We start from the raw sequence: 17,430 nt of genomic DNA, 5'->3' as shown, positions 1-17,430 counted from the left end.
GGCCGACTACTCTTACGCACCCCGTCGCCGTCGTGCTCAACGCCCGGTCAAGGCGTCGGCAAGTCCGTCCCGGACACGCATACCCGCACGGAAGGACCGACATCCCGGCGCGGTGGTGACCCGGCGCGTTCCGCCATGCGTGCGCGTCACTCTACGGGTTGGCCCGCGCGGAACGGGAACCAGTGGCCCACCCCGGGGCTTCTGCCCGGAACGTCCCCCTACCCTGCGGTAATCCTGTCTGGCAGGCTTCGTTCATGACTGCGCGCTCCGCCGACAGGGCCCGTTACGACCGGGCCACGGCCCATCTCGACGCCCCTCTCGCCATCGTGGACCTGGACGCCTTCGACGCCAACGCGGACGACCTCGTCCGCCGCGCCGGCGGCAAGCCGATCCGCGTCGCCAGCAAGTCCGTACGCTGCCGGACCCTGTTGGAACGCGCCCTGGCGAAGGACGGCTTCGCGGGCATCATGTCCTTCACTCTGGCCGAATCCCTGTGGCTGGCGCGCTCCGGATTCGACGACGTCCTGCTCGCCTACCCCTCCGCCGACCGCGCCGGCTTCGCCGAACTGGCCGCCGACCCCAAGCTCGCCGCCGCCGTGACCGTCATGATCGACGACCCGGCCCAGCTCCGGCTGATCGACGAGGCGCGCGGCGGCGGACGCGAAGTCATCCGCGTCTGCCTGGAGTTGGACACCTCGCTGAAGCTGCTCGGCGGCCGGGTGCGGGTCGGCGCCCGCCGCTCCCCGCTGCACTCCCCCGCCCAAGTCGCCGACGTGGCAAGGGCGGTGACACGGCGACCGGGGTTCAAGGTCGTCGGGATCATGGCGTACGAGGGTCATATCGCGGGCGTCGGGGACGCCGTCGCGGGCCGGCCGATGCGTTCGCGTGCCATCCGGCTGATGCAGGCCACCGCCCGCCGGGAGCTGGCCGAGCGGCGTGCCGAGGTGGTGCGCGCGGTCCGGGCCGTCGTGCCCGACCTGGAGTTCGTCAACGGCGGCGGCACCGGCAGTGTGCAGTCCACCGCCGCCGAGGATGCCGTGACCGAGATCGCGGCCGGCTCGGGGCTGTACGTCCCGCGGCTGTTCGACAACTACACGTCCTTCACCGGCCGTCCGGCCGCCCTGTTCGCCATGCCCGTCGTCCGCAGGCCGGGCGTCGGCGTCGTGACGGTGCTCGGCGGCGGCTACCCGGCCTCGGGTGCCGCCGGCGCCGACCGGCTCCCGGTGCCGTACCTGCCGGAGGGGCTGCGCTACGACCCCCAGGAGGGGCCCGGCGAGGTCCAGACACCGCTGCTCGGCCCGCCCGCCGACGATCTGCTGCTCGGCGACAAGGTGTGGTTCCGGCACGCGAAGGCCGGCGAGCTGTGCGAACGGTTCGACGTGCTGCATCTCGTCGAGGGGGACGCGGTGACGGCGACCGTGCCGACGTATCGCGGTGAGGGCCACACGTTCCTGTAGGGCGACTCCCGGTCGGTGCGGGTCAGTTCGTCGGGCCGATGCTGCTGCCCACCCCGCCGCCCGTGCCCGCGTCGTCGACGGACCGGATGCCCTGGGTGATCCGGTCCATGTCGGCGAGCGGCGGCCCGTCCGCGCCCGCGTCGAAGACGAAGCGGACCAGGACCGGTGACTCGGTGCCGACGCTCGCGGGGAAGACGAGGGACTCGACATATCCGCCGGGACCCTTGGCGGTCTGCACGCGCCAGCGCACGAAGTACCCGGCCCGTCCGGCCACCGCGACCTGACCCGACTTCACCAACTGGTGTGATTTCAGGCCACCGTAGGGGCGGCGGCCGATCTCGTCGCGGTCGTAGGCGTCGTCGGCCGCCTTCGATATGTCCTGCTCGGCGAGCGTCCTGGGGGACGTCTCGGCATTCGCGGTCACCGTGCGCGAGATGACCAGGCCGTGCCGGCACAGGCCCGTGTCGCCCGGGCAGTCGTAGGTGCCGGGTGTGGTCATGACGACGTCGTCCTCGGAGACGTACTGCGGCCTGACCCAGCCGTCGGGCAACGGCAGGGTGATGCCGTTGAGTTGGTCCACCACGAGGGACGGGTCGGCGGCGGACGGTGACGGTGACGGGCTGTCGCTCGGCGGTGTCGAGGGGACGGTGGTCGGCGCGGTCTGGGCCTGCGCGCCGTCCGAGTCGTCGTCCTGGCCCATGAAGAACGCGCCCGTGACGATCGCCGCGACGAGCACGGCCCCGGCCGTGGTGATCGCGACGACCTTCCCCCGGCCGGTACCCGCGGCGGGCCCCGGTACGGGGGCCCCGGGCGCCTGCCAGTGCTCGGTCCAGGCCGTGCCGTCCCACCAGCGTTGCAGGTGGGGGGCGGACGGGTCGGGGTACCAGCCGGGCGGGGGCGACATGCTCATTCCGCCACCCTAGGACGGGTGGCGGAGGTCGTACACGGCTGCCGGGCCTTCCTACAGGGGTGTGACGTACGCGCCCGAGATGCCGCCGTCCACCAGGAAGTCGGTGGCGTTGACGAAGGACGAGTCGTCGCTGGCCAGAAAGGCGACCGCGGCGGCGATCTCGTCGGCCTCGGCGAACCGGCCGACCGGGATGTGGACGAGCCGGCGGGCGGCCCGCTCGGGGTCCTTGGCGAACAGCTCCTGGAGGAGCGGGGTGTTCACCGGCCCCGGGCACAGCGCGTTCACGCGGATGCCCTCCCGCGCGAACTGCACGCCCAGTTCACGGGACATGGCCAGTACGCCGCCCTTGGAGGCGGTGTAGGAGATCTGCGAGGTCGCCGCGCCCATCCGGGCCACGAAGGACGCCGTGTTGATGATGGAGCCCCTGCCCTGCTGCCGCATGTACGGGATCGCGGCCTTGCAACACAGGTAGACGGAGGTGAGGTTGACCTCCTGGACGCGCTTCCAGGTCTCCAGGCCGGTCTCCAGGATGGAGTCGTCGTCGGGCGGCGAGATGCCGGCGTTGTTGAAGGCGATGTCGACGCTGCCGTAGGTGTCGAAGGCCGCCTTGAAGAAGGCCTCGACCTGTTCCGGGTCGGTCACGTCGACCTTCACGAAGAGGCCGCCGACCGCGTCGGCGGCCGCCTTGCCGCTGGTCTCGTCGACGTCTCCGCAGACGACGTTGGCGCCCTCGGAGGAGAGCCTGCGGGCGGTGGCGAGGCCGATGCCGCTGCCGGCTCCGGTGATGACGGCGGTACGGCCGACGAGTCGACGGCAGACAGTCTGTTCGGTCACTGTGCGGGGCCCTCCGTGCTGATGAAGACGTTCTTGGTCTCGGTGAAGGCGGTCAGGGCGTCCGGGCCCAGCTCACGGCCGATGCCGGACTGCTTGTAGCCGCCGAAGGGGGTCCAGTAGCGGACGCTGGAATGGGAGTTGACGGACAGGTTGCCGGCCCGGACGGACTGCGAGACGCGCAGGGCGCGGCCGAGGTCGCGGGTCCAGATGGAGCCGGCGAGGCCGTAGGGGGTGTCGTTGGCGAGGCGGACGGCGTCGGCCTCGTCGGTGAAGGGCAGCAGGACGGCGACCGGGCCGAAGATCTCCTCGCGGGCCGCCGTGGAGTCGGGCCGCTTCCCGGTGAGGACGGTCGGCGCGAACCAGAAGCCGGGCCCGTCGGGCGCGCTGCCGCGCAGTGCCTGGGCGTCGTCCGGCACGAACGACCGTACGCGGTCGAGCTGTTGGCGGGAGATCAGTGGTCCCATCTGGGTCTTCTCGTCTGCCGGGTCGCCCACCACCACACCCGCCAGCGCGTCGGCGAGCAGTGCGTGGACCTCGTCGTACACCGACTCCTGGACCAGGATCCGGGTGCGGGCGCAGCAGTCCTGGCCGGAGTTGTCGAGGAACGAGAACGGGTCGACGGCGGTGGGGAGATCGGCGTCGGCGAAGACGATGTTGGGGCTCTTGCCGCCGAGTTCGAGGGTGACCGGCTTGACCAGGCGGGCGCAGCGCTCCATGACCTCGCGGCCGATGCGGGTGGAGCCGGTGAACACGATCTTCGCCACGCCGGGGTGGTCGACGAGGGCGCGTCCGGCGGTGTGGCCGTACCCGGGCAGCACCTGGAACAGGCCCTCCGGCAGCCCTGCCTCCAGGGCGAGTTCGGCCAGCCGCAGGGCGGTGAGCGGGGTCGTCTCGGCGGGCTTGAGGACGACCGCGTTGCCTGCGGCGAGCGCGGGGGCGGTGCCCCAGGCGGCGATCGGCAGCGGGAAGTTCCACGGGGCGATGACTCCGACCACACCCAGCGGTTCGCGGATGGTGACGTCGAGGCCGCCGGGCACCGGGATCTGACGGCCGGTCAGCCGCTCCACTCCCCCGGCCGCGTAGGCGAGCAGATCGCGGACGTTGCCGGCCTCCCAGCGGGCGTTGCCGAGCAGGTGGCCCGCCTCGCGCACCTCCAACCGGGCCAGTTCCTCGACGTGTTCGTCCACCACGTCGGCGAACCGGCGCAGTTGGCGGGCCCGGTCGGCGGGCGGGAGCGCGGCCCACTTCGCCTGGGCCGCGGCGGCGCGCACGACGGCCGCGTCCACGTCGGCCTCGGTGGCGGCGGGGACGGTCGCGACGACCTCTTCCGTCGCCGGATTGAGGACCGTCAGCTCATGCTCGTACGACAACTCGGGACCTCTCACAGACGTTCGAAGGAGCGGCGCAGCTCCCAGTCGGTGACCGCTGCGTCGAAGGCGTCCAGCTCGACGCGGGCCATGTTGCGGTAGTGGGCGACGACTTCGTCGCCGAAGGCGGCGCGGGCGATCGGGCTGTTCTCCCAGATCTCGGCCGCCTCGCGGAGGTTGGTGGGGACGTGCGCGTAGTCGGCGCTGTAGGCGTTGCCCGCGCAGGCCTCGGGCAGCTCCAGCTTCTGCTCGATGCCGTGCAGCCCGGCCGCGACGAGCCCCGCCACCGCCAGATAGGGATTCACATCCCCGCCGGGGAGCCGGTTCTCGAACCGCATGGAACGACCATGCCCGACGACCCGCAGCGCGCAGGTGCGGTTGTCGTATCCCCAGGCGACGGCGGTCGGGGCGAACGAACCCGGCTGGAACCGCTTGTAGGAGTTGATGTTGGGGGCGTAGAGCAGCGAGAAGTCCCGCAGCGCGGCGAGTTGCCCGGCGAGGAAGTACCGCATGACCTCGGACATCCCGTCGGACCCGGACCCGGCCATCGCGTTGTTGCCGGCCGCGTCCGCGAGGGAGAGGTGGATGTGGCAGGAGTTGCCCTCGCGCTCGTTGTACTTGGCCATGAAGGTGATCGACACGCCCTCCTGGGAGGCGATCTCCTTGGTGCCGGTCTTGTAGATCGCGTGCTGGTCGCAGGTGACCACGGCGTCGTCGTAGCGGAAGGCGATCTCGTGCTGCCCGGGATTGCACTCGCCTTTGGCGGACTCGACGGTCAGCCCGGCGGCGGCCATCTCATTGCGGATCCGGCGCAGCAGCGGCTCGATCCGCCCGGTCCCGAGCACCGAGTAGTCGATGTTGTACTGGTTGGCGGGCGTGAGCCCCCGGTAGTTCGCGTCCCAGGCCGCCTCATAGGTGTCCTTGAAGACGATGAACTCGAGTTCCGTGCCGACCTGGGCGGTGAAGCCGTGTTCGGCGAGGCGCTCCAGCTGGCGGCGGAGGATCTGGCGCGGGGCGGCGACCACCGGGGAGCCGTCGTTCCAGGCGAGGTCGGCGATGAGCATGGCCGTACCGGCGTTCCAGGGCACCCGGCGCAGGGTGGACAGGTCGGGATGCATGGCGAAGTCGCCGTACCCCCGGTCCCAGGAGGACATCGCATAGCCCTCGACGGTGTTCATCTCGGTGTCGACGGCGAGGAGGTAGTTGCAGCCCTCGGTGCCGTGGTGGAGGACCTCGTCGAGGAAGAAGCGGGCGGCGAACCGCTTGCCCTGGAGGCGCCCCTGCATGTCGGGGAAGGCCAGGACGACGGTGTCGATCTCACCGCCTGCGACGAGGGCGTGCAGCTCCTCGACGCCGAGCGGGGGTGTGCGGTCTGCCACGGAAAGCTCCTTCGGCTTCTTCGCGCTTCTTCGGCCGGGCCGGAAGCCATAAGGTATTGCCGAGAACCATTGCTTGGGAAGGGGGTGCGGTGGGATGTCGGTGGATCCGGAGGGCGACCTGGAGGACCGGCTGACGCCGGTGCTGCGGCCGGTGCGGGCGGGGAACGGTTTCGAGGAGGCCCTGGAACAGATCCTGCAGGTCGTACGGCTGGGCCTGGTGCCCGGGGGCGAGCGGCTGCCGGCCGAGCGGGAACTGGCGGAGCGGCTGGGGATCAGCCGGGTGACCCTGCGCGAGGTGCTCAAGGTGCTCCAGGACCAGGGGCTCGTGGAGTCGCGGCGGGGGCGGTACGGCGGGACGTTCGTACTGCCGAAGTCGGACGCGGGGGGCGAGGACGAACTGCGCCGGCGGAGCACCGAGGTCGACATAGAGGACGTACTGCGCTTCCGGGAGGTGTTGGAGGTCGGGGCGGCGGGCCTGTGCGCGACGCACGGCCTGACGCCGGACCACTCGGACCGCCTGCGCGAGGCACTGTCCCGCACGCACGACGCTCCGCTGGCGGACTACCGCCGCCTCGACACCATGCTCCATCTCACCCTCGCCGAGCTGTGCGGCTCGCCGACGCTGACCGCGCAGTACGCGGCGGTACGGGCCACGGTGAACGACCTCCTCGACTGCATCCCCCTCCTCGTCCGCAACCTCGAACACTCCCAGCGCCAGCACAGCGCGCTGGTCGAGGCGGTGCTGGACGGGGACGCGGACGGGGCGCGGGAGATGATGCGGGAGCACTGCGGGGGAACCGCGGCGCTGCTCAGGGGCTTCTTGGCGTAGCTGTTCAAAGGTAGTGAACTGCACCTTTTAGGGAGGGTCCGTGACCGGACGACGGCCACTGATCGGCGTGAGTACGTATCTGGAGTCCGGCGCGCGCTGGGGCGTGTGGGAGCTGGAGGCGGCACTGCTGCCGGCCGGCTATCCGCGCCTTGTGCAGCATGCGGGCGGTCTGGCGGCGATGCTCCCGCCGGACGCGCCCGAGCACGCGGCGGCAGCCGTGTCCCGCTTGGACGGGCTGGTGATCGCGGGAGGCCCGGACGTGGAACCGTCGCGCTACGGCGCGGACCGGGACGCCCGTACGGGGCCTGCGGCGCGGGTGCGGGACGCCTGGGAGCTGGCTCTGGTGGACGCGGCTCTCGCTGCCCGTGTCCCGTTGCTGGGTATCTGCCGGGGAATGCAGGTACTGAACGTCGCCCTGGGCGGCACGCTGATCCAGCACATCGACGGGCACGCGGAGACCCCTGGGGTCTTCGGCAGACACCCGGTGAAGCCGGTGCCGGGGACGCTGTACGCGGCTGCGGTCCCGGAGGAGACGTCGGTACCGACCTTCCACCACCAGGCGGTGGACCGGTTGGGGGCGGGGCTGGTGCCGTGCGCGTACGCGGGGGACGGGACGGTGGAGGCGGTGGAGCTGCCGCGGGCCTCGGGGTGGGTTCTGGGGGTTCAGTGGCATCCGGAGATGGGGGAGGATTTGCGGGTGATGCGGGCGTTGGTGGAAGCGGCAACGCAATAGCCTTTCTCGCCCCCGCCGCCCCTACCCGTCCCATCCTTCTGGGGCTCCGCCCCAGACCCCGCTCCTCAAACGCCGGAGGGGCTGGATTGTGCGGACCCGGGCTTGAATCTTTTAGCCCGTCCGGCGTTTGAGGACGAGGCCCGTTCAGGGCCGAAGCGGGGGTCTGGGGGCGGCAGCCCCCAGGATGGGACGGGTAGGGGCGGCGGGGGCGAAGAAAAGCTAGGTCCGCGTCAGGGACAAGAGCTCCCTCGCCGGCCCCACCGGACGGTGACCCGTCGGCCACACCGCCCGAAGGGAACGCGCCAACGCCACGCCGTCAACAGGAACCCGCACAAGCCTCCGCACAGCCAACTCCTCCCCCACCGCCAGTTCACTCAGCACCGCCGGCCCCGCCCCACTCACCGCCGCCGCCTTCACCGCCGTCGTCGAGGACAGCTCGATCAACGGCCGCGCCAGACCCCCCAGCGCAGCGTCCAGCACCTGCCGCGTCCCCGACCCCTCCTCCCGGAGAATCAACGGCGTCGCCGCCAACTCCCCTGCCTCCAACGCCCGTCGACGCCTAGCCCACGGATGCCCCGGCGCCGTCACCACGATCAGGTGATCGTGCGCGATGACCGCCGAGTCCAGACCCGCGGGGACACTGACCCCCTCCACGAAACCAAGGTCCGCTTCCCCGGACAGCACTCGCTCTGCCACCACCGTCGAGTTCCCCGCCAGCAACGACACCGCCGTGTCCGGCCGCTGCGCACGCAGCGCCAGCAGCCACCCCGGCAGCAGGTACTCCGCGATCGTCATGCTCGCCGCCACCCGCAACCGCGAGTCCCGCCGCACCCGCAACGCCTGCGCCCCCGCGTCGAAGGCCGCCGCCGCCTCCACCACCCGCCGGGCCCAGTCCGTGACCAACGCCCCCGTGTCCGTCAGTCGGGACCCCCGCGGCGAACGGTCGACCAGCGCCACCCCCAACTGCCGCTCCATGGACCGGATCCGGCTACTGGCCGCCGGCTGCGAGATCCCCATCTCGCGCGCCGCCCCACCCAGACTCCCGAGCCGGGCCACCGCCAGCAACAACTCCAGCGCGCCGAGGTCCGGCACCCGATGCGCGAGCGGACCGGCGGACGTCACCGTCTCAGCCGCCTCGGCCCGCTCGGCCCCCTCGCCCCTGTCGTCCATGCCCTTGCTCATAACCTCAGTTTATGCCCCCATAGACATGTCCTCCCTGGTACCGGCCCCCGCCCGGCGAGACCGTGGAGGCATGGTCACCGCAGCCCACCCCCTCACGCGTGCCACCGCACGCCCCCCGCACGCCAGGTCCGTCCGTCACCTCGGACCCAACTGGTACGCATCCGTCATGGGCACCGCCATCGTCGCCACCGCGGGATCGGCCCTGCCGGTCGCCGTCCCCGGCCTCCGCAGTGTCTGCGCGGGCATCTGGGCCCTCTCGCTCGTGCTCCTGTCGGCCCTGCTCGTCGCCCGCTCCCTGCACTGGACCCATCACGGCGACCAGGCCCGCGCACATCTCCTCGACCCGGCCATGGCGCCCTTCTACGGCTGTCTCGCCATGGCTCTGCTGGCCGTCGGCGGCGGTGCCGTCACCGTCGGGCGGGACCTGATCGGGCTGCACAACGCGGTCGCCCTCGATGCCGTGCTGTTCAGCGCCGGGACGGTCGTCGGGCTCGCGTCGGCCGTCGCCGTCCCGTACCTCATGGCCGTACGACAGAAGGTGGACGCGGCCGACGCCTCGCCCGTGTGGCTGTTGCCGCTCGTCGCGCCCATGGTGTCGGCCGCGCTCGGGCCGCTGCTCGTGCCGCATCTGCCGGCCGGGCAGGCGCGGGAGACGCTGCTGCTGGCGTGTGTCGCGCTGTTCGGGGTCAGTCTGCTGGCCACGCTCATGATGCTGCCGGTGGTTTTCGGTCGGCTGATCACCGGTGGGCCGCTGCCGCTCGTGCTCACGCCGACGCTCTTCCTGGTGCTGGGGCCGCTCGGGCAGTCCACCACCGCCGTCGGCAAGTTCGCGGACGTGGCACCCGGGGTCGTACCGGCCCCGTACAGCGAGGGGTTCGAGGTGCTCGCCGTGCTGTACGGCGTGCCCGTGATGGGGTTCGCGCTGCTCTGGTTCGGGCTCGCGACCGCGTATGTGGTGCGGGCGCGCCGGCACGGGATGCGGTTCGCGATGACGTGGTGGGCCTTCACCTTTCCGGTGGGCACCTGTGTCACGGGGGCCGAAGCGCTGGCCAGGCACACGGGGTTGGTCGTATACGACTGGCTGGCGGTCGGTCTGTACGTCGTTCTCGTCACCGCCTGGGGCACCGCCGCCGTGCACACCGCGCGCGGTGTGGTCAGCGGCGAACTGCTCGCAGGGCCGCGCCCAGCACGCGTGGCGCCTCGGCCAACGACGGCCCGTACCAGGTGAGATGACGTCCGCTGACGAGTGCGCAGGGCAGCCCGGGGAACGCCTCCGGGCCGTCGTCGGGGGTGAACCGGTAGGGCTCGTCGGGGAGTACGACCACGTCCGGGAGGGCCGCCCGCAACTCCCCTACGGGGATGGTCGGGTAGCGCTCGGGGTGTGCGGTGTAGAGGTGGTCCACGCCCAGACGGGCCAGGACGTCGCCGGCGAAGGTGTCGCGGCCCAGCACCATCCAGGGGCGGCGCCAGATCGGTACGACGGCCGTGGTGCGGCTGCGCGGTGCGGGGAGGGACGTCCAAGCGGACTCCGCCTCGTCCAGCCAGCGGGGGCGGGACGCCGACCCGCAGGCCACCAGTACCCGGGCGAGTTCCTCGAAGGCCTGTGGCACGTTCCGTACCTCGGTCACCAGGACCTCGACGCCCGCGGCGCGCAGGGCGGCGAGGTCGGGTGCGCGGTTCTCCTCCTCGTTGGCGATCACCAGGTCGGGGCGGAGCGCGAGGACGGCATCGGTCTTCGGGTTCTTGGTGCCGCCGATGCGGGCGACGGCGAGGTCCGCGGGGTGGCTGCACCAGTCCGTCGCCCCGACCAGCGCGCCCGGTACGGAACGCGCCACCGCCTCCGTGAGCGACGGGACCAGGGAGACGACCCGGGGGGTCACTGACGCGACCGGTCCTGGACCGCCTCGATGTGCTCGGCCACCGCGACGACGACCACGCGCGTGTCCGACACGGTCGCCCGCCAGCGGTGCCGCACCCCGCCGGTCAGGTACAGCGTGTCGCCACGGCCCAGCCGGTAGGCGCGGCCCTCGGCCTCGATCTCCACGGCGCCGTCGGCCACGTACATCAACTGGTCGTTGCGGTACTGGAATTCACGGCCCGCGTCGTGGTCGCCGGTGAACTCCGTGGCGTGCATCTGGTGGTGACCCCGGACCAGGGACCGCATGTGCGGTTCGTCCGCCGGCCCGGCGCCTTCGGCGCGGACGACGTCGACGCTGCACGCCGGGTCGGCGGCGGCGAGGAGTTCGACCGCGGTGGTGCGCAGGGCGTCGGCGACCTTCTCCAGGGAGGTGGTGCTGGGCCGCGCGCGATCGTTCTCGATCTGGCTCAGGAAGGGCACGGACAGGCCGCTGCGTTCGGCCACGACGGCGAGAGTGAGCTCCAGCGCGCGACGGCGCCGCCGTACGGCCGCGCCCACGCGCAGGGACTGGCCCTTGTGGTCGTCTTTGTGGTCGCCCATCGCTCCGGCTCCCTCCTTCACCCGTCGGTAGCTCCTGAAGAGTTCTCTCTGCTCCTGAAGAGTTCTCTGCACCTTACGCAGGTTCGGCAAACTGTTTCATGCGGCCGTCACATACCCGTAAACACTTCGTGCGGTCAATGCGCCAACTCTCGCCAGTCGATGAGATCCCATGAGTAACCGCCACCTCATAGTTCAATGCCCGAAAGGTCCACCATGTTCCCCCCTTGGACAGGGTGGTAGCGCTATGTGATTGGCTGGATTCTTTTGGTAGCCGTTGGCATATGCGCGCCGAAGACGACCCGAGGGGTGGACCCCACCACACGCTGTCAGGTCGCGTGGGGAGGCCCACCCCTCGGGGGTGCCGGGACGGCCGCTACCGCGGGGTCATCCGGTCCACCATGTCCGGGTGGTCCTTGAGCCAGGCGGCGACCGCCTCCTGCTCATGACCCTGGCCGTGCTCGTTGATCTCGCTCTCCAGGCTGCCCAGTTCGGGCTCGGTCATGTGGAAATTCTTGATCCAGCTGGTGAGCTGGGGGTATTCGCCCGGGAACTTCTCGTTCGAGATGGTCCGGATGGTGTTGCCCTCACCGAAGAGCTTCTTGTCGTCCTTCAGCTTGGTGAGGTCGTACTGGCTGTACGCCCAGTGCGGCGACCACAGGACGACGGCGACGGGCTGCTTCTTGGCGTAGGCGCGCTTGAGCTCGGCCAGCATCGCCGGTGTGGAGCCGTCGACGACCTCGTACTCCTTGTCCAGGCCGTAGCCCGGCAGCACCTTCGTCTTGAGCAGGTTCATCTCGCCGGTGCCCGGTTCGATGCCGATGATCCTCCCGTCGAAGAGATCGGCCTTGCCCTTGAGGTCCTCGTAGGAGTTGATGCCCTTGACGTACGAGGGCACGGCGACCTCCAGGGAGGTCGGCTCGTACCAGGTGCCCAGGTCCTTGAGTCTGTCCTTGCTCTTGTCCCAGTAGTTCTGCTGCGCGTACGGCAGCCAGGCGTCGAAGTTGAGGTCGAGGTCACCGGAGGCGAGACCCGTGTAGACCGGGCCGACGTCCATCTGCTTGAGGTTGAGCTTGTAGCCGCGCTTCTCCAGAACGTTCTTCCAGAGGTAGGTGACGGCGATGTCCTCGTCCCACGGGAACCAGGCCACGTCGATCGCGCGCTTGGTCTCGGCCGCGGCCTTGGTCTGCTGGACCGGGGCCAACTTGTCGACGAGGCCGGGCTGGTCCTTCAGCCAGGTGCGCACGGCGTCCTGCTGCTTGCCCTTGCCCGCCTTGTTGATCTCGGCTTCGAGGCTGGTGAGTTGCTTCTCGGTGAGCTTGAAGTCCTTCAGCCACTTGCCGACGGTCGGGTTCTCGTCCGCGAACCCCTTGCGGGAGAGGGTGTGCACTCCATCGCCCTCGCCCCAGGCGCCCTTGGGATCCTTGAGCTTCTTCAACTTGTAGTCGTTGTACGCCCAGTGCGGCGACCAGAGCGTGACGACGATCGGCTCCTGCTTGCTGTACGCCCGCTTCAGCTCGGCCAGCATGGCGGGCGTGGAGCTGTCGACGACCTTGTACTCCTTGTCGAGGCCGTACTCCCCCAGGACCTTGCTCTTGAGCAGGGCCATCTCGCCGGCGCTGGACTCGATGCCGGTGATCTTCCCGCCGAAGGTCGACGCCTTGCCCTTGAGGTCGGCCAGGGAGTTGACGTCCTTCATGTACGCCGGGACGCTCAGCTCCAGGGAGGTCTGGTCGTACCAGGCCCCCAGGTCGTCGAGCTTGCTGCCGTACTTCTTCCAGTACTGCGCGTGGGTGGTCGGCAGCCAGGAGTCGGTCTCGAAGTCGACGCTGCCCTGCGCGAGCGAGGTGTAGAGCGGGCCCGCGTCGAACTGCTTGGCGTCGACCTGGTAGCCGCGCTGCTCCAGGATCTCCTTCCACAGGAAGGTGGAGGCGACGCCCTCGTCCCAGGGGATGTAGCCGATGCTGAGCTTCTTGCCCTGGCCGACATCGTTGCCGTCGGCGACCGCGGTGCCGTCCGACTTGCCGCCGAAGATCCCCATGCCGCCCGCCACCAGGGCGAGGACGACGACGCCGACCACGGCGATCTGGGGGCTCGGCCGGTACGACCAGATCTTCAGGCCGCTCTGGGCGGCACGGGCCTTGGCGGCGGCGCGGCGGCCCAGCGGGGAGACCTGGGTGCCCAGGGCGCCGGTCATCCGGTCCAGGTAGATCGCGAGGATGACGATGGCAACGCCCGCCTCGGAGCCGAGGCCGACGTTGAGCTGACCGATGGCCTCGTTGACGTCGCCGCCGAGGCCGCCGGTGCCGACCATGCCGGCGATCGCGGCCATGGACAGGCCGAGCATGATGACCTGGTTGACGCCGGCCATGACGGTCGGCAGCGCGAGCGGCAGCTGGACGCGCAGGAGCGTGTCGCGGGGTGTGGTGCCGAACGCGTCGGCCGCCTCGACCAGTTCCTTGTCGACCTGCCGGATGCCCAGCTCCGTCATGCGCACACCGGGGGCGAGCGCGAAGATCAGGGTCGCGACGATGCCCGCGGAGGCGCCGGTGCCGAAGAACAGGATCGCCGGGATGAGGTAGATCATCGCGGGCAGCGTCTGCATGAAGTCCAGGACGGGCCGGACGATCCCGCTGACCCGGTCGGAGCGCGCGGCCCAGATGCCCACCGGCACGGAGATCACGAGCGCGATGATCGTGGCGACCAGAACGAGGGAGAGGGTCACCATCGCGTCGTCCCACAGTTCGAGGGAGTCGATGAAGGCGAATCCCACGAAGGTGAGCAGACCGGCGGTCGTGCCGCGCAGCCAGAACGCGAGAACCGCGAAGATGCCTGCAAGCAGCAGGGGTTGAGGCGCTTGCAGGACGGCGTTGATGCCGTCGTAGGTGCCCGTGAAGACGGTCTTGAGGAAGTCGAAGAGCCAGGAGACGTGGTTGAGCAGCCAGTCGACCGCGTCGTTGACCCAGTCACCGAGGGGGATCCTAGGCACGGGCCACCTCCTCGCTGCCGAGGAAGCCGACCAGGCGCGACTGCCTGACCACTCCGACGAGTTGCCGTTCCGCGTCCACGACGGCCACCGGATGCGTCAACAGGGCGCTCAGCGCGCAGAGTTCGGTGAAGGGCGTGTCGGGCGTCACGGTCCGGCAGTCGCTCTCGGTCGCACAGCCGCAGTCGGCCTCGTCGCCGCGCACGTCCGTGTCCATCACCGCCGAGGCGGTCAGCACGCGGGAGCGGTCGACGTCCTTGGTGAAGGAGGCGACGTAGTCGTCGGCGGGCCGGACGAGAATGTCCTCCGCGGTGCCGGTCTGGACGATGCGTCCGTCGCGCATGACGGCGATGCGGTCGCCCAGGCGCATGGCCTCGTTGAGGTCGTGCGTGATGAAGACGATCGTCTTCTTCAACGACTGCTGGAGCTGGAGCAGTTGGTCCTGCATGTCCCGGCGGATCAGCGGGTCGAGCGCGCTGAACGACTCGTCCATCAGCAGCAGGTCGGCGTCCGTGGCGAGCGCGCGGGCCAGGCCCACGCGCTGCTGCATGCCGCCGGACAGCTCGTCGGGCCAGGACTTCTCCCAGCCGGCCAGTCCGCACAGGGCGAGCGCCTCGCCGGCGCGGCGCTCGCGCTCGGCGCGGGGCACGCCCTGCACGGCCAGACCGTAGGCCGCGTTCTCGACGACGCTGCGGTGCGGGAAGAGCGCGAAGTGCTGGAAGACCATGCTGATCTTGCGGGCCCGGATGGCGCGCAGGTCACGGTCGGAGAGTCCGGTCAGGTCCTGTCCGTCGAAGCGGACTGTGCCCGCGGTCGGCTCCAGGAGGCCGTTGAGCATCCTGAGCAGGGTGGACTTGCCGGATCCGGACAGACCCATCACGACGAAGATCTGGCCCGGCGCCACCGTGAAGGAGGCGTCGATGACGGCGGCGGTGGTGCCCTCCGCACGCAGCTCCTCCCGGTCGACGCCGTCCTCGAGTCGCCGTAGCGCCTCGTCGGGTCGTCTGCCGAACACCTTGTAGAGATGCTCTGCCTCTAGCGTGGCTGACACGCGTACCTCTCGTCTCTCGGGGCAAGGGAACAGGAGACGACGGGCCGCAAACAGTCGTATGTGCACTTGGCATCGCTCCGAGGCGGCGCCTGCCCTGGTCGGGGCGGGTCAAACGCCTCAGTGGGCCAGTTCACAACTCGTTTACAACTGCCATGCGGGGCCCGGTGACGGGTGAGTGTCAGTGCGGTGCGGCATGATGCGAGGCGTGACCGGACGACTGATGCTCCTCGACACCGCCTCGCTCTACTTCCGCGCCTACTTCGGCGTCCCGGAGTCCGTGAAGGCCCCGGACGGCACGCCGGTGAACGCCGTGCGCGGGCTCCTCGAATTCATCGACCGCCTGGTCAAGGACCACCGCCCCGATCAGCTCGTGGCGTGCATGGACGCGGACTGGCGCCCCCAGTGGCGGGTCGATCTGATCCCCTCCTACAAGGCGCACCGCGTCGCCGAGGAGCACGAGGCGGGGCCGGACGCGGAGGAGATCCCGGACACGCTCTCGCCCCAGGTCCCGATCATCGAGGACGTCCTGGACGCGCTCGGCATCGCGCGCGTGGGCGTCGAGCGGTACGAGGCGGACGACGTGATCGGCACGTTCACCGCCCTCGCGAAGGGCCCGGTCGACATCGTCACCGGCGACCGCGACCTCTACCAACTGGTCGACGACGAGCGGGGGGTGCGCGTGCTGTACCCCCTCAAGGGCGTCGGCATGCTCCAGCTCACCGACGAGGCGTGGCTGCGCGAGAAGTACGGCGTCGACGGCCGTGGGTACGCGGATCTGGCGACCCTGCGCGGCGACCCGAGCGACGGTCTGCCGGGCGTGCCGGGCATCGGCGAGAAGACGGCCTCCAAGCTGCTCGCCGAGTTCGGTGACCTGGCCGGGATCATGGCCGCGGTGGACGACCCGAAGGCGAAGCTCACGCCGTCGCAGCGCAAGCGCCTGGACGAGTCCCGCCCCTACGTGGCGGTGGCTCCGACGGTGGTCAAGGTCGCCGACGACGTGCCGCTGCCCGCGGTCGACACGGCCCTGCCGCACACCCCGCGCGACCCGGCGGCACTGGATGAGCTGGCGGCGCGCTGGGGGCTGGGCGGCTCGCTGCACCGGCTGCTCGTCACCCTCGGGGCCTGACCGCTCGCCGCCCTCGGAGCATGATCCGGACGGGCAGCTTCGTAAGCCTGGTTCTCATATCAGCAACTCACCCTCTCATTTAGAGAGAGTAAAGCTCTGCGTGTCGGTCTCAGTAACCTCTCAGGCAAGGGGTGTTAAGTAGGGGAGAGATGCTAACTTAGGTTTACCTAAGCAAGGGAACAGGGAGGCCGCCATGGCAGAACGCCCGGCTCGGAAGCCGCGGAAGCCCCACACCGCGCAGGTCGTCCGCACCGAACGGCTCAGCCCGCACATGCAGCGCGTGGTGCTCGGCGGTGAGGAACTGGCCGTGTTCGCGGCCGACACCTGCACCGACCATTACGTGAAGCTCCTGTTCCCGACCGGTGGCGCCACTTATCCCGAGCCTTTCGACCTTGAGCGGATCCGGGCGGAGTTCCCCCGTGAGCAGTGGCCGGTGACCCGGACCTACACCGTGCGCGCCTGGGACCCCGAACACCTTGAGCTGACGCTGGACTTCGTGGTGCACGGCGACGAGGGCCTGGCCGGCCCGTGGGCGGCGAACGTCCAGCCGGGCGAGAAGGTGCGCTTCATGGGCCCCGGCGGTGCCTACGCGCCCAACCCGGAGGCCGACTGGCATCTGCTCGTCGGTGACGAGAGCGCGTTGCCCGCGATCGCCCGCTCCCTGGAGGCGCTGCCCGCGGGTGCGGTCGCCCACGCCTTCGTGGAGATCTCCGGCCCCGAGGAGGAGCAGAAGATCGACTCCGACGTGGAGGTCGTCTGGCTGCACCGCGGCGACCGCCCGGTCGGCGAACCCCTTCTCGACGCGGTACGGGCGCTGACGTTCCCGGAGGGCCGGGTGCACGCCTTCGTCCACGGCGAGGCGCACTTCGTCAAAGAGCTGCGCCAGCTGCTCCGTTGCGACCTGGAGATCCCCCGCGAGGACCTGTCGATCTCGGGTTACTGGCGGCTCGGCCACAACGAGGACGGCTGGCAGGCCTCCAAGCGGGAGTGGAACGCGCGCATCGAGGCGGAGCAGGAGGGCGCGGCGAGCTCGGCCGCGTGAGGGTCTTCGGCCGTGTGAGTTCTTCGGCTACGTGAGGCATAGGAAGCGGCGGCACCTCTCGGGGTGCCGCCGCTTCGGC

Annotated in this window: 15 protein-coding genes; 6 read left to right on the top strand and 9 right to left on the bottom strand. The window is 70.5% G+C overall.

The window, feature by feature from the left end:
* Positions 1–254: 254 nt before the first annotated feature.
* Positions 255–1,457 carry an amino acid deaminase/aldolase gene (locus ACIP6U_RS31840; RefSeq protein WP_401724993.1) on the top strand — a complete coding sequence of 401 codons (1,203 nt, stop codon included), beginning with the start codon at positions 255–257 and terminating at the stop codon, positions 1,455–1,457.
* Positions 1,458–1,479: 22 nt separating this feature from the next.
* Here ACIP6U_RS31840 and ACIP6U_RS31835 read toward each other — a convergent pair whose 3' ends face one another.
* Genes ACIP6U_RS31835 through ACIP6U_RS31820 form a run of 4 tightly spaced genes read right to left on the bottom strand, consistent with a single transcriptional unit; the run spans position 1,480 to position 5,947 of the window.
* Positions 1,480–2,361, bottom strand: coding sequence for a DUF2510 domain-containing protein (locus tag ACIP6U_RS31835; RefSeq protein WP_401725598.1), 882 nt, complete (start codon positions 2,359–2,361; stop codon positions 1,480–1,482).
* A gap of 57 nt (positions 2,362–2,418) precedes the next feature.
* Entirely contained in the window at positions 2,419–3,201 is a 783-nt protein-coding gene (locus tag ACIP6U_RS31830) for a 3-oxoacyl-ACP reductase (RefSeq protein ID WP_401724991.1), read from the bottom strand.
* Positions 3,198–4,571 (bottom strand): aldehyde dehydrogenase family protein, encoded by a 1,374-nt coding sequence (locus ACIP6U_RS31825; RefSeq protein ID WP_401724988.1) that lies wholly within the window; start codon positions 4,569–4,571, stop codon positions 3,198–3,200. Before ACIP6U_RS31825 ends, ACIP6U_RS31830 begins: the two co-directional genes overlap by 4 nt.
* Positions 4,572–4,582: 11 nt before the next feature.
* The gene (locus tag ACIP6U_RS31820; protein ID WP_401724985.1) at positions 4,583–5,947 is read right to left on the bottom strand and encodes a glutamine synthetase family protein; all 1,365 of its coding nucleotides are present in this window, start codon (positions 5,945–5,947) and stop codon (positions 4,583–4,585) included.
* Positions 5,948–6,041: 94 nt separating this feature from the next.
* Here ACIP6U_RS31820 and ACIP6U_RS31815 point away from each other — a divergent pair, with 94 nt between their 5' ends.
* Both ACIP6U_RS31815 and ACIP6U_RS31810 read left to right on the top strand, forming a co-directional pair.
* Entirely contained in the window at positions 6,042–6,776 is a 735-nt protein-coding gene (locus tag ACIP6U_RS31815) for a FadR/GntR family transcriptional regulator (RefSeq protein WP_401724983.1), read from the top strand.
* Between the two features lie 40 nt (positions 6,777–6,816).
* On the top strand, positions 6,817–7,509 hold the full coding sequence (locus tag ACIP6U_RS31810; protein WP_401724981.1) for a gamma-glutamyl-gamma-aminobutyrate hydrolase family protein: 693 nt from the start codon (positions 6,817–6,819) through the stop codon (positions 7,507–7,509).
* 219 nt (positions 7,510–7,728) lie between these two features.
* Here ACIP6U_RS31810 and ACIP6U_RS31805 read toward each other — a convergent pair whose 3' ends face one another.
* On the bottom strand, positions 7,729–8,679 hold the full coding sequence (locus ACIP6U_RS31805) for a LysR family transcriptional regulator (RefSeq protein WP_401725595.1): 951 nt from the start codon (positions 8,677–8,679) through the stop codon (positions 7,729–7,731).
* Positions 8,680–8,761: 82 nt separating this feature from the next.
* Between ACIP6U_RS31805 and ACIP6U_RS31800 the strand changes: the two genes are divergently transcribed.
* Positions 8,762–9,919: a TDT family transporter gene (locus ACIP6U_RS31800; RefSeq protein WP_401724979.1), complete on the top strand. Its 1,158-nt coding sequence runs from the start codon at positions 8,762–8,764 to the stop codon at positions 9,917–9,919.
* On the opposite strand, the gene ACIP6U_RS31795 is transcribed toward ACIP6U_RS31800, so the two are convergent.
* The 4 genes from ACIP6U_RS31795 to ACIP6U_RS31780 all read right to left on the bottom strand — a co-directional run bounded on the left by ACIP6U_RS31795 (position 9,846) and on the right by ACIP6U_RS31780 (position 15,183).
* On the bottom strand, positions 9,846–10,571 hold the full coding sequence (locus ACIP6U_RS31795; RefSeq protein ID WP_401724977.1) for a helical backbone metal receptor: 726 nt from the start codon (positions 10,569–10,571) through the stop codon (positions 9,846–9,848). The two genes, ACIP6U_RS31800 and ACIP6U_RS31795, sit on opposite strands and share 74 nt — an antisense overlap.
* A complete protein-coding gene (locus tag ACIP6U_RS31790) occupies positions 10,568–11,149 on the bottom strand; it encodes a helix-turn-helix domain-containing protein (RefSeq protein ID WP_401724974.1) in 582 nt (193 codons plus the stop codon). The genes ACIP6U_RS31795 and ACIP6U_RS31790 overlap by 4 nt, the downstream gene beginning before the upstream one ends.
* Positions 11,150–11,522: 373 nt before the next feature.
* Positions 11,523–14,135, bottom strand: coding sequence for an ABC transporter permease/substrate binding protein (locus ACIP6U_RS31785; RefSeq protein WP_401724972.1), 2,613 nt, complete (start codon positions 14,133–14,135; stop codon positions 11,523–11,525).
* Positions 14,128–15,183 (bottom strand): glycine betaine/L-proline ABC transporter ATP-binding protein, encoded by a 1,056-nt coding sequence (locus ACIP6U_RS31780; RefSeq protein ID WP_401724969.1) that lies wholly within the window; start codon positions 15,181–15,183, stop codon positions 14,128–14,130. The genes ACIP6U_RS31785 and ACIP6U_RS31780 overlap by 8 nt, the downstream gene beginning before the upstream one ends.
* Before the next feature lie 196 nt (positions 15,184–15,379).
* Between ACIP6U_RS31780 and ACIP6U_RS31775 the strand changes: the two genes are divergently transcribed.
* Positions 15,380–16,309 (top strand): 5'-3' exonuclease H3TH domain-containing protein, encoded by a 930-nt coding sequence (locus ACIP6U_RS31775; RefSeq protein WP_401725592.1) that lies wholly within the window; start codon positions 15,380–15,382, stop codon positions 16,307–16,309.
* Positions 16,310–16,502: 193 nt separating this feature from the next.
* The gene (locus ACIP6U_RS31770) at positions 16,503–17,351 is read left to right on the top strand and encodes a siderophore-interacting protein (protein WP_401724967.1); all 849 of its coding nucleotides are present in this window, start codon (positions 16,503–16,505) and stop codon (positions 17,349–17,351) included.
* Positions 17,352–17,430 lie beyond the last annotated feature (79 nt).

This window comes from Streptomyces sp. NPDC088794 (assembly GCF_044750545.1).
Taxonomy (GTDB): domain Bacteria; phylum Actinomycetota; class Actinomycetes; order Streptomycetales; family Streptomycetaceae; genus Streptomyces.
The sequence above is the reverse complement of the archived record's forward strand: the minus strand, read 5'-3'. Positions and strand labels throughout refer to the sequence as shown.